Raw genomic sequence first — 12,607 nt, forward strand, 5'->3', positions numbered from 1 at the left:
TCCGCAGCGGTCTGCGGCGGTCACGACCTGGCCCCGGACCTCACGCGCAGCCCGCGCGGAGTCAGCGCGAAACCTGCCGCGGTGAGCGCCTCGACGACCGGCCCGCCGAGCCCGAACACCTCGATGCCGTCGACGTGCCGCACCGTCGACCTGCCGAGCGCCCCCGCCGCGGCGGCATCCGCGAGCGCATGCGCCCCGCGAGCGAGCAGCCCCGGATCCTCGGTGAACGACAGGAGCGTGCGGCCGCCACGCTCGACGTAGAGGACGAGATACCCGTCGACGAGGACGACGACGGAACCCGCCTTGCGCCCGGGCCGGTGCCGCACCTCGGCGACGCCCGCAGGCCACGCGAGGGCGGCGCCGTACGGGTTCGCCGGGTCGCAGGCCGCGAGGACGAGCGCATCGTCGGCGCGGCGGCCGGCCGCGGCGACCTGCGGCGCAGCGGGCTGCAGGTTCCGCTCGACCGCACGCGCGTCGTCCCGCAGCACGTCGACCGCACCAGGTACGGCGAACTGCGAACCACCCAGATGCTCGACGAAGTACCCCCGGCGGACCTGACCCGCGGCCTCGAGCGCGGTGAGCACCTTGTAGACGTCGGGGTAGCGGCCGACGACCTGCTCGGCGGGGGCGACGGCGCGCGTGACGATCCCGTGCCGGTCGAGGAGCACCATCGCGAGCGCGTGCGCGCGCACGGTCGGGTCGGGCTCTGTCCCCGGCAGCAGAGACCACCTGCCACCGCCGTGAAGAGCCTCGGGCGCGGCGGTCCGCACGAGCGCCGCAAGACCGAAACGTCCGCGAGGACGGTGGACGGGACGCGCCTGAGGGCGCGGCGCGCGGGGTGAGGACCCGAGGAGCGCGCGCAGCGGGCCGAAGGAGTCGTTCGTCGCGCGGCCGGCCCACACGAGGTGCCACAGCGACTCCCGCACGATTTCGGCGGGGTCGTCGCCGAGCGCCGCGACGTCGTCCGCGGCCTCGGCGGCCGCGCGGGCGCGCTCGACGACGCGGTCGACGAAGTGTGCGCCGGAACCCTCGAGCGCGGCGAGGACGTACGGGAGCGCAGCCGGCCCGCCCGCCACGTCCGGCGGCTCGGGAAGCGTGAGCGGCGCGGTCTCGGCGAGATGAAGGCTCACGGTGCCGTCCCCGGAGCCCCTGCCAGGTGCTGCGAGCGAGCCGTGTCCGGCCCACAGCACCTCACCGCTCGTCGTGAGCGCGTCGAGGAGCGCGGGGGAATAGTCGACGACGCGGCTCGGCAGGATCCTCGACTCGAGGTCCGATGCCGGGACGGGCACCCCGGCGAGCTGCTCGATCGCGCGCAGCAAGCCGGCACGGCCGCGCAGCTCGCCGACACGCTGCCACCTGGGAAGGAAGAGACCGAGAGCTGCCGGCGGCGCAGGTTCGACCTCGGCACGCAGCAGCGCGAGCGAACGTCGGCGCAGACGACGCACGACGTCGCGGTCCGCATACTCGTCACCCGCACCACCGAGCACGGCGGGCAGCATGCGTCCGCGCACGAGCTCGCCCGCGGCGACGAGCCGGTCGAGGACCTCGCGGACGACGGCTGTCGGAAGTCCGAACCGCAGGGCCACGTCGTCGGCCGGGAACGGCACGTGCGTGCGCGCGTGCCGTCGCACGAGGTCGCCGAGCGGATCGTCGACAGGAGCGAGGAGAACGTCGGGCAGCCCGACGGGGAGCGCGGCGCCGAGCGCGTCCCGCACCCGGGAGGCGTCGTCGACGGCGAGCCACCGCTCGGCAGCCTCGGGAGAGGACTCGGACCGCAGACCCGGCAGACGCACGGCGACGACCTGGCGGGAGGCCTCGAGCCGCGCGAGCCATCCGGAGACGTCCGCGCCCTCCTCTGCTCGTGCGGCGAGCTCGTCGAACGACGACGGTCCGCGCCGCCGGAGCAGGTCGAGCAGCCCGTCGTGGCTGCGTGCCCTGCGGTCCGGGGCGAGACCGTCGAGCTCGGCCGCGACCTGCTCGACGGCCGTCGGGTCGAGGAGGTCGGCGAGCTGGGCGCCCGACGAGCTGCCGAGAAGCTCGTCGAGGAGTGTCGGGTCGAGCGCGAGCGTCGCCGCGCGCTGCTCGGCGAGCGGGGCGTCCGCACCGTAGAGGTTCTGCGCCGTGTAGCCGAGGAGCAGCGACCGGGCGAACGGCGAGGGCTGCGTCGTGTCGACGTGGACGACGTCGACCCGACCTGCGGCGACGTCGGCCATGAGCGAGGTGAGCGCCGCAACGTCGAAGTCGTCCTGGAGGCACTCGCGCGCTGCCTCGTGGACGATCGGGAACTCGGGGAAGCCCGCAGCGACCTCGAGCAGCTGGGCGGAACGCTGCCGCTGCTGCCACAGGGGCTGGCGCCGGTCCGGGGAGCGCCGGGGGAGCAGGAGGGCGCGCGCCGCAGCCTCGCGGAAGCGCGCAGCGAAGTGGGCCGACCCGGCGAGCGCGTCTCGCACCTGCCCGGTGACCTCGGCCGGGTCGGTGAAGAGCTCGTCGGCGACCTCGGGCGCGGCTCCGTCGGGCAGGAACCCGGTCCACGTGCCGTCGGCGCCGACGCCGTCGAGGCCGATGTCGGGCAGCCGCAGCACGATGCCGTCGTCCGCGTGCATGGCCGCGACGTCGACGCCGTAGCGCTCGCGCAGGCGCGCCCCGAGCAGGAGAGCCCACGGTGCGTGGACCCGCGACCCGAACGGGCTGTGGACCACGACGCGCCAGTCGCCGATCTCGTCCCGGAACCGCTCGACGACGATCGTCCGGTCGTCCGGAACGACCCCTGTCGCCGCGTGCTGCTCGCGGAGGTGCGCGACGACGTTGCCCGCCGCCCACGGGTCGAGCCCCTCCGCGGCGAGGTGCGCGAGGGCTGCCTCGGTCCTGGCGGCGCTCGCCGGGAGGACGCGGCCGACCGTCTCGCGCGTCCACGCGCCGATGGCACGTCCGAGCTCGACAGGCCGTGCCGGCGAGTCGCCCTTCCAGAACGGCATGCGCCCGGGCAGCCCCGGGGCGGGCGTCACGAGGACGCGGTCGGGCGTGATCTCGTCGATGCGCCACGTCGTCGAGCCGAGCGTGATCGTGTCCCCGACGCGTGACTCGTAGACCATCTCCTCGTCGAGCTCGCCGACACGTCTCCCGCCTCGCGCTCGCGGCGCGGTGTCGGCACGGACGTCGTCGGGCCCTCCGGGTGATGAGGCCGCGAGGAAGACGCCGAAGAGCCCGCGGTCCGGAATCGTGCCGCCGCTCGTCACGGCGAGCCGCTGCGCGCCGGGACGTGCCTGCAGCACGTCCCGGCCGCGGTCCCACGTGAGCCGCGCGCGGAGCTCGCCGAACGCCTCCGACGGGTAACGGCCCGTGAGCATGTCGAGGACGCCGCGCAGCGCCGAGCGGGGCAGCTGCGCGAACGGCGCGGCACGCCGCACCGTCGCCTCGAGCTCGTCGACTGGCCAGTCCTCGATCGCGACCATCGCGACGACCTGCTGCGCGAGGACGTCGAGCGGGTTGCGGACGAGCCGCAGCGGCTCGAGCTCTCCCGTGCGCATCCGTGCAGCGGTCACGGTCGCGGGCACGAGGTCGCCCGTGTGCGTCGGGACGAGCACGCCGTGGCTCGGCACGCCGACGGCGTGCCCCGCACGCCCGACGCGCTGCAACCCCGACGCGACGGACGGCGGTGACCCGACGAGGACGACGAGGTCGACTGAGCCCATGTCGATGCCAAGCTCGAGCGAGCTCGTCGCGACGACGACGGGCAGACGGCCCGCCTTGAGCTCGCCTTCCGTGTACGAGCGCTCGGCGCGGGACATCGAGCCGTGGTGGGCGCGCGCGAAGACTGCGTCGGCACCTGCCGACGTCCCGGCCTGCCCGGGGACCGCAGCAGGCTGCGACGCCCCCGGGTCGGGCACGTCGAGGCCTTGGCGGCGGGCCCAGATCTCGTTGAGGCGTGAGGTGAGTCGCTCGGCGCTGCGGCGCGAGCTCGCGAAGACGATCGTCGAGCGGCTCGTCGTCGCGAGGTCGACGATGCGTTCCTCGACGTGCGGCCAGACCGACGCACGCGCGAGAGGCCCAGCAGCGGGTCCCGTGAGGTCTGGGCCGTCGTCGGACGGGCTCGTCCCCGGCAGCGGTGTCGCCGCGATGTCGGTGAGGTCCTCGACCGGGACGACGACGTCGAGGTCGACCTGGCGCCGTGCGGGAGGTTCGACGACGACGACGGGCCTGCCGCCGTCGGCGGCGGTGCGGTGGCCCACGAGCAGCTCCGCGACCGCGTCCGTGGGGCGGGCCGTCGCCGAGAGCCCGATGCGCTGCGCGGGGGTGTCGAGCAGGAGGTCGAGCCGTTCGAGCGAGAGAGCGAGGTGAGCGCCCCGCTTCGTGCCGGCGACCGCGTGGATCTCGTCGACGATGACGGTGCCGATCTCGCGCAGGCCCTCGCGCGCCGCGGAGGTGAGCATGAGGAAGAGCGACTCGGGCGTCGTGATGAGGATGTCCGGAGGGTGCACCGCGAGGCGACGTCGCTCCGCCGGGGGCGTGTCGCCGGTCCGCGTGCCGACGGTCACCCGGGGCAGGACGAGCGACGCTGCGGCCGCCGCGTTCCCGATGCCGGTGAGCGGGCTCGCGAGGTTGCGCTCGACGTCCGCGGCGAGAGCCTTGAGCGGCGAGACGTAGAGGATGCGGTCGGTGCGCGGGCCTTCGGCGGCGGTGTCCCGCGCGAGGAGGCGATCGATCGCCCAGAGGAAGGCTGCGAGCGTCTTGCCCGAGCCCGTGGGTGCGATGACGAGCGCGTGCGAGCCGCCGCGGATCGCGGCCCACGCCTCGGTCTGGACACGTGTCGGCCCCACGAACGCCCCCGTGAACCAGGAGCGTGTGGGCGCGGTGAACCCCGCGAGGGGCTCGGCGGGCGGTGGCGTGGGTGTCACGTCTCCCATTGTGGCGCGGGCCACCGACACTGCGCGTGGGCTGTGCGTGGGAGCACCCGTCCGGGCGTGGCACCCTGTGTCGGTGAGGTATCGCGAGTTCTGGGATCTGGTCGACGACGTCTTCGGTCGCGCCTACGGCCGGTCGATCGCGGGCGACCAGGTGCTCGAGCAGCTCGGCGGGCGGACGGCCGCCCGCGCGATCGAGGAGGGCGTCGAGCCGCGCGCGGTGTGGCACGCGTTGTGCGACGCGATGCAGGTGCCGGACGCCGAGCGCTGGGGGAGCGATCCTCACCGGCAGGCTCCGCCGCGCTGATCCCGCATGTCTGCGACACGCCGTCCCTGCCGGCTCGACGGTCGAACAGGTGTTCGGTAGGGTTGTCCACAACGGTCGACGGCGGCCGGGCGGTCCACGTCCTCGCAGCGATCACGCGTGAATGTCCGTGGCTCGTCCTAGTGTCGGGCCCATCAAGATCGCAGAGCTTCTTCGGCGGCACGTGCCGCCCCGAACGACAGAGGTGAACCCATGGCAGCATCCGCGGACCGCGAGAAGGCGCTCGAGGCAGCGCTCAGCCAGATCGACCGCCAGTTCGGCAAGGGCTCGATCATGCGCCTCGGCGACGATGACCGCCCCGCGGTCGAGGTCGTCCCGACGGGCTCGATCGCGCTCGACGTCGCGCTCGGCATCGGAGGCTTGCCGCGGGGGCGCATCGTCGAGATCTACGGTCCGGAGTCGAGCGGTAAGACGACCGTCGCGCTCCACGCGGTCGCCAACGCGCAGCGGCAGGGCGGCATCGCCGCGTTCATCGACGCCGAGCACGCCCTCGACCCCGAGTACGCGAAGAAGCTCGGCGTCGACACCGACGCATTGCTCGTCTCGCAGCCGGACACTGGTGAGCAGGCCCTCGAGATCATGGACATGCTCGTCCGCTCGGGCGCGATCGACATCATCGTCGTCGACTCGGTCGCCGCTCTCGTGCCCAAGGCCGAGATCGAGGGCGAGATGGGTGACAGCCACGTGGGCCTTCAGGCCCGGCTCATGTCGCAGGCGCTCCGCAAGCTCACGGGTGCACTGTCCTCGACCGGCACGACCGCGATCTTCATCAACCAGCTCCGCGAGAAGATTGGCGTGTTCTTCGGCTCGCCGGAGACGACGACGGGCGGAAAGGCGCTGAAGTTCTACGCGTCGGTCCGGATGGACATCCGCCGCATCGAGACCCTCAAGGAGGGCACCGACGCGGTCGGCAACCGCACCCGCGTGAAGATCGTCAAGAACAAGATGGCCCCGCCCTTCAAGCAGGCGGAGTTCGACATCCTCTACGGCGTCGGCATCTCGCGCGAGGGCAGCCTCATCGACCTCGGCGTCGAGCACGGCATCGTCCGCAAGTCCGGCTCGTGGTACACGTACGAGGGCGACCAGCTCGGCCAGGGCAAGGAGAACTCGCGCGGCTTCCTGCGGGACAACCCCGAACTTGCCGCCGAGATCGAGCGCCGGATCAAGGAGAAGCTCGGCATCGGTGCGCCGTCCGAGGCTCCCGCCGAGGCAACCGCGGGCACGGAGGCTGCCGCCCCCGCTGCCGAGGCCGCTCCGAAGAAGAGCCGTGCCAAGGCCGCGAAGGTCGACTTCTGAGCCGCAGCACCATGCAGCACGCGGCCGTGGACGGACAGGCTCACGAGTCCCGAGCCGCCGCACCGACCCGCCGGGCGGACACCGCGACGATCGATGCTCTGAGGGCAGCGATCGCCGCGGTGCCGCCGGGTGGGTCGGCCCCGTCGCGCGACGGCGAGGACGGGCTGGGCCCGACGCCTGACTGCGACTCTCGTCGGGCACCTGAGGGCAGGACGAAGCGGCGGGACGCCGGACGCTGGCACGGCGGGACCGGCGGAGCAGCCTACGACGAAGGTGCTGTGGGGCGCGCCCCGCACGACGAGCATGACGACGCTGACGAGCAGGGGACGGAGGGTACGGACGGCCCTGCTGGCCGTCTCGACGCCGGATCTGTGCGAGGCGGTTCGCGGCGTCCTGCGACGGACCTCGAGATCGAGGACGCGGCGCGCGAGTACCTGCTGCGCTCGCTCACGGCTGCTGCACGGTCGCGGCAGCAGCTCGCGAGCGGACTGGCGAAGCGGGACGTGCCCGAGGACGTCGCCGAGCGTCTGCTCGACCGCTTCGAGGAGGTCGGGCTCGTCGACGATGCCGCTCTCGCGCAGGCGATCGTGCGATCCCGGTCCCAGGAGACCGGCGCGGCGCGACGCCGCATCGCGTCGGAGCTGCGCCGCAAGGGCTTCACGGACGACGTCGCGCACGACGCTCTCGCCCAGGTCGACGACGAGGACGAACGGCGCTCCGCGTACGACCTCGCACGCGTGCGTGCCCGGCGCCTCGTGTCGCTCGACCGGGACGTCGCGCTGCGTCGGCTCGTCGGGTTCCTCGGCCGCAAGGGCTACCCGCCGTCGCTGTGCCTCGACGCTGCGCGTGCGGGCCTCGAGGGTGCGATGGACGAGCGCAGCACGGTGCACGACGCGCAGGGCTGAGGCCTCGTCGTCCTCACGGTCGTCATCGTCGTGCGTGATCCGCGTCGCACCGTGAGCGACACGGGACGTACGGCAGGTGGAACGATGGCTCGTTCCGCTACGTTCACCGTGGAGGAGGGGCGCGCCGCGCCCGTCGCCCACAACCGAGGGGAGGTGCTGACGTGATCGAGGACTGGCCCGCGCTCCTGCTCGTGCTCGTGCTCCTGCTCGCATGTCTCGTCGCGCTCATCCTCGTCCTGGTGGCCCGACGCGAGGCCGCTGCGGTGCGGGCACAGGCCCGCGAGGACGTCGCCTCGCTCAAGGACGAGCTTCATGTCCGCGCTGTCGAGGCCGACCGCCGCAGTGCACGTCTCGACGACGAGCGTGCACGGCTCGAGGCCGACCGCGTCCAGCTCGCCGAGGATCGTGCGAGGATCACCAGGCTCGCTGAGTCGCTCGATGCGCGCACCGCCTCTCTGACAGCGCAGGAGACCGCACTCGCCACCCGCACCGCGGAGCATGAGGCGCGCGTCGCCGAAGAGCTCGCCCAGATCGCCGGGACGACCGTCGAGCAGGCTCGCACGAGGCTTGCCGACGACCTCGCTGAGCGAGCCGCGCGCGACGTCGAGGCTCGCCTGCGCCGCACCGAACGTCGCCTGCGCGCAGAGTCCGAGGCGCGCGCCAGGTCGATCCTCACGACGGCCGTCGAACGCCTTGCGGTCGAGACGTCGAGCCAGCTCTCGGTCGCGGTCGTCCCGCTCCCGTCGCCCGAGCTCAAGGGACCGATCATCGGGCGCGACGGCCGCAACATCAAGGCGTTCGAGGCGCTCACCGGCGTCAACCTCATCGTCGACGACTCCGACGACCACGTCCAGATCTCCAGTTTCGACGCCGAACGGCGCGAGATCGCCCAGCAGAGCCTCGAACGCATGCTCGCCGACGGACGCATCAACCTCGAACGCATGGAGCGTGTGGTCGCGACCGTCACGGACGAGGCCGAGGAACGCAGCCGTGACTCCGCCAGGCATGCGATCGACGACGCGCGCGTCCGTCCGCTCCACCCCGAGCTCGAGGAGCACGTCGGGCGGCTACGTCTGCGCACCTCCTACGGACAGGTCGTCCAGCAGCACCTCGTCGAGTGCGCGCTGCTCGCGCGAAGCATCGCTGGCGAGATCGGCGCGGACGCCGAGGTCGCCGCGCGTGCCGCATTCCTCCACGACGTCGGCAAGGCCGTCCCCGCAGGCGAGCGGGGCTCGCACGCCCGCGCCGGAGCCGAGCTCGCGGCCCGGTGCGGCGAGCCCGAGATCATCGTCAACGCGATCGCCGCGCACCACGGCGAGGTTCCCGCCGAGTCCGTCGAAGCCGTCATCGTCCAGATCGCCGACGCCATCTCCGCGTCCCGACCTGGAGCCCGGCGCGAGGACGCCGACTCGCACGTCGAACGGCTCGAGGCGCTCGAGCGCGCGGTCGCCGCGCACCCCGGGGTCGCCCGCGCCCTCGCGCTCTCGTCCGGCCACGACGTGCGCGTCGTCGTCGAGCCCGGGGTCGTCGGGGACGACGACCTCGAGGGCCTCGCCGTGCAGATCGCGTCCGCGATCTCCGAGACGCAGGCGGTGCCCGGCGAGGTGCGTGTCACCGTCGTGCGCGAGCTCCGCGCGACCGCGACCGCCGGCTGACCGCAACCCTGAGCGCGACCGTCGTACCACCGACGACGTCCCACCACGACCGATGGCTGACCAGCGACGACCGTCGCGTCCCCGGACCCCGGGACCGCTCCCACCGGCGTGCTGAGCCACCGGCGTGCGGCGCCCTTGACGTGCGGGTCCCCTGACGCGCAGCGGCCCTGACGTGCGGGCCCCTGACGTACCGGCCCCTCACGCGCGGGTCCCCGAGGTGCGCTGCCCACGACGTGCGGTGGACTCAGTCGTCGGCAGCGACGAGGCCCGGTTCCTGCGTCGTCATCGCTCCTGAGGTGCGCGACCGCAGCCGTAGCGCGAGACGGTCCGCCAGGAGGCTCACAGTGAGGTTGACGAGGATGAAGACCGCCGCGATGACGATGACCGCTGGGATGTAGTTCGCGAAGTTCGTCGCAAGGTACTCGGCCTGGCGCAGCAGCTCGGCGTACCCGATGAGATATCCGAGCGCAGAGTCCTTGACGACGACGACGAGCTGGCTCACGAGTGCGGGTAGCATCGCGACGACGCCCTGCGGCAGGAGGATCGTCCGGACCGTCTGGCCGTGGGTGAGGCCGATCGACAGCCCGGCCTCACGCTGACCCCGGGGGAGTGACGTGATGCCCGAGCGCACGAGCTCCGCGACGACCGAGCCGTTGTACACGGTGAGCGAGATGACGACGGCCGTGAGCGCGAGCTGGTCGGACGGGACGAGCCGGTAGTTGACGAGGAGCCAGTACGAGAAGACCATCATGAGCAGGACGGGCACCGCACGGAAGAACTCGACGATCGCCCCCGCGATGCCGGAGATCCACCGGTTCTCCGAGAGCCTGCCGAGGCCGAGGACGACGCCGAGCACACCCGCGAGCACGACGGAGATCGCGGCAGCGCCGAGTGTCCCGAGCAGGCCCGGGAGGAGGTAGTCGACCCAGGTCGACCCTTCGAGGAACGGTGTCCACTTCGCCGCTGCGAGCTGGCCGTTGCGGCCGAGCATCCACACGACCCAGGCGAGCCCGGCCGCAAGGCCGAGGACCGCGGTGACGTTCGCGAAGGCAAAGATCCTGCGGGTCCGGGGTCCCGGCGCGTCGAAGAGTGGAGAGGCTGCCGTCATCGGGCCACCGCCAGCCTGCGCGACAGCGCCGTCATGAGGATCCCGACGGGCAGGACGAGGCACACGAACCCGAGGGCGAAGACGCCGAAGATGAGGAAGAGGACGTCGGGGCGGAACTCGATCATCACCTTCATGAGGTAGGAGGCCTCCGCGACGCCGATCGTCGCGGCGACCGTCGTGTTCTTCGTGAGCGCGATGATGACGTTCCCGAGCGGTGCGACCGCGCCGCGGAACGCCTGGGGCAGGACGACGAGCACGAGCGACTGCGTGAACGTCAGCCCGATCGACCGAGCGGCCTCCGCCTGTCCGAGGGGCACGGTGTTGACGCCGGACCGCAGTGCCTCGCACACGAACGCCGCGTGGTACAGCGAGAGACCCACGACCGCGAGGCGAAAGTTCTGGTCGACGATGAACGTGCCCGAGCTCGGGTTTGCGAGGACGAGACCCAGCTGTGTGTAGAGCCCGAGCGAGCAGCCGACGATGATGAGCGTGAGCGGCGTGTTCCTCACGAGGTTGACGTAGATCGCCCCGCCGAGCTGCAGCGAGGGGATCGGCGAGACCCGCATGACCGCGAGGAGCGTGCCGAGGACGAGCGAGCCGACGAGCGAGAACCCCGTGAGCTTCACGGTCATCCAGAAGGCCGCGAGCACGTCGTAGTCGCTGAACAGCGTGCCGACGGCGTCGGAGAGCGGGGACAGGTCGATCACCTCCCGGGAGGGCCCGTCGGCCGCGCGGTGAGCGCGGCCGACGGGACGTGGTCAGGAGCAGGCGGCGGGCGTCGGCGGGTTGAGGTCCGCGTTGGGCGTGTAGCTTCCGCCGGTGTTCGCCTCGAGGGCCTTGGCCCATTCGCCCGACGAGATCATCTTCGTGATCGCCTCGGTGACCTTCCCGCACCTGTCGGAGCCCTTGGGCAGGCCGATGCCGTAGTTCTCCTGTGAGAACGTCGTCCCGACGGTCGTGAGCTTGCCCTTGTACTGCTCCTGCGCGGCGAAGCCGGCGAGGATGATGTCGTCGGTCGTCACGGCGTCGACGTTGCCCTGGCTCAGCTGCTCGACGCACTTGGAGTACGTGTCGAACTCCTGGAGCTGGACCTGCGTCGAGAACTCGTCCTTGATGCGCTGCGCCGGGGTCGACCCCTGGACGGAGCAGAGCTTCTTGCCGTCGAGAGTGTCGGGCCCGGTGATGTCGGTGTTGCCCTCCTGGACGAGGAGACCCTGGCCGGCGACGAAGTACGGGCCCGCGAACGAGATCTTCTCCTTGCGTGCGTCCGTGATCGAGTACGTCGCGACGATCATGTCGACCTGGCCGGACTGCAGGAGGTTCTCGCGCTGGGGCGACGGGGACTCCTTGAACGTGATCTGGTCGGCCTCGAAGCCGAGTTCCTTGGCGACGTAGCGCGCGACGTCGACGTCGAAACCCGAGTATGTGTCGCCGGACTTGAGCCCGAGCCCGGGCTGGTCGAACTTGATGCCGATGGTGATCTTGTCGCTGTCGTCGCCCCCGCACCCTGTGAGCAGGGCGCTGGCGAGCGCGACGGACCCGAGTGCGGCGATGACCTTGGTGCGCATGTGCTTCTCCTTGTGTCGACCGTGCTGCGGTGGGTGACGGCGGGGCCGTCGATGCCGGAGGTTCAGTGGGTGAGGATCTTCGAGAGGAAGTCCTTGGCGCGGGCCGAGCGTGGGGCCGTGAAGAACTCCTCGGGCGTCGCCTCCTCGACGATCTGGCCGTCCGCCATGAAGACGACGCGGTCGGCGGCCTTGCGTGCGAAGCCCATCTCGTGGGTGACGACGATCATCGTCGTGCCCTCGTGGGCGAGGTCGATCATGACGTCAAGGACCTCGTTGATCATCTCGGGGTCGAGCGCCGAGGTCGGCTCGTCGAAGAGCATGACCTTGGGATGCATCGCGAGGGAGCGGGCGATCGCGACGCGCTGCTGCTGGCCGCCCGAGAGCGCGGCTGGCAGCTTGTGGGCCTGGTTGGCGACGCCGACACGCTCGAGGAGCGTCATGGCCTCTGCCTTCGCCTCGGCGGCGGGGATGCCGCGCGCCTTGACAGGGCCGAGCGTGACGTTGTCGAGGACCGAGCGGTGGGCGAAGAGGTTGAAGGACTGGAAGACCATGCCGACGTCGGCCCGGTGGCGGGCGAGCGCCTTGCCCTCCTCGGGGAGCTCGGCCCCGTCGACGCGGATCGATCCGGAGTCGATGGGTTCGAGCCTGTTGATCGTGCGGCAGAGCGTCGACTTCCCTGACCCCGAGGGTCCGATGACGACGACGACCTCGCCCTTGCGGACCGTGAGGTTGATGTCCTTGAGCACGTGGAGGTCGCCGAAGTGCTTCTGCACGTCGACGAGCTCGACGAGCGGTGTGCCGCCAGGGTCATTGGTCCCACCTGTGACGTCGTCCATCCATCGACCGTAC

9 protein-coding genes are annotated in these 12,607 nt (G+C 72.0%); 4 read left to right on the plus strand and 5 right to left on the minus strand.

All coding sequences use genetic code 11. From position 1 onward, the window contains the following. Window positions 1–20: 20 nt before the first annotated feature. Window positions 21–4,904 (minus strand): Lhr family helicase, encoded by a 4,884-nt coding sequence (locus IGS67_RS09210; RefSeq protein ID WP_192279910.1) that lies wholly within the window; start codon window positions 4,902–4,904, stop codon window positions 21–23. Window positions 4,905–4,977: 73 nt separating this feature from the next. Here IGS67_RS09210 and IGS67_RS09215 point away from each other — a divergent pair, with 73 nt between their 5' ends. The 4 genes from IGS67_RS09215 (at window position 4,978) to IGS67_RS09230 (ending at window position 9,082) form a co-directional block, all read left to right on the plus strand. After that, window positions 4,978–5,208, plus strand: coding sequence for a DUF3046 domain-containing protein (locus IGS67_RS09215; RefSeq protein WP_192279912.1), 231 nt, complete (start codon window positions 4,978–4,980; stop codon window positions 5,206–5,208). A gap of 210 nt (window positions 5,209–5,418) precedes the next feature. Continuing rightward, a complete protein-coding gene (gene recA, locus IGS67_RS09220) occupies window positions 5,419–6,522 on the plus strand; it encodes a recombinase RecA (protein WP_192279914.1) in 1,104 nt (367 codons plus the stop codon). A gap of 278 nt (window positions 6,523–6,800) precedes the next feature. Beyond that, window positions 6,801–7,427, plus strand: a complete 627-nt coding sequence (locus IGS67_RS09225; RefSeq protein ID WP_192279916.1) for a regulatory protein RecX — start codon at window positions 6,801–6,803, stop codon at window positions 7,425–7,427. A 161-nt stretch (window positions 7,428–7,588) separates the two neighbouring features. Then, on the plus strand, window positions 7,589–9,082 hold the full coding sequence (locus IGS67_RS09230; protein ID WP_328742231.1) for an HD domain-containing protein: 1,494 nt from the start codon (window positions 7,589–7,591) through the stop codon (window positions 9,080–9,082). 244 nt (window positions 9,083–9,326) lie between these two features. Here the strand turns inward: IGS67_RS09230 and IGS67_RS09235 are convergent, their stop codons facing one another. The 4 genes from IGS67_RS09235 to IGS67_RS09250 all read right to left on the minus strand — a co-directional run bounded on the left by IGS67_RS09235 (window position 9,327) and on the right by IGS67_RS09250 (window position 12,594). Continuing rightward, a complete protein-coding gene (locus IGS67_RS09235) occupies window positions 9,327–10,190 on the minus strand; it encodes an amino acid ABC transporter permease (protein ID WP_192279918.1) in 864 nt (287 codons plus the stop codon). Beyond that, entirely contained in the window at window positions 10,187–10,897 is a 711-nt protein-coding gene (locus IGS67_RS09240; RefSeq protein WP_407925819.1) for an amino acid ABC transporter permease, read from the minus strand. The genes IGS67_RS09235 and IGS67_RS09240 overlap by 4 nt, the downstream gene beginning before the upstream one ends. Before the next feature lie 51 nt (window positions 10,898–10,948). Next, window positions 10,949–11,758, minus strand: coding sequence for a glutamate ABC transporter substrate-binding protein (locus tag IGS67_RS09245; RefSeq protein ID WP_192279920.1), 810 nt, complete (start codon window positions 11,756–11,758; stop codon window positions 10,949–10,951). Window positions 11,759–11,820: 62 nt separating this feature from the next. Further along, window positions 11,821–12,594, minus strand: a complete 774-nt coding sequence (locus IGS67_RS09250; protein WP_192279922.1) for an amino acid ABC transporter ATP-binding protein — start codon at window positions 12,592–12,594, stop codon at window positions 11,821–11,823. Window positions 12,595–12,607: the final 13 nt, after the last annotated feature.

It is taken from the genome of Flavimobilis rhizosphaerae, assembly GCF_014852685.1.
Classification (GTDB): domain Bacteria; phylum Actinomycetota; class Actinomycetes; order Actinomycetales; family Cellulomonadaceae; genus Flavimobilis; species Flavimobilis rhizosphaerae.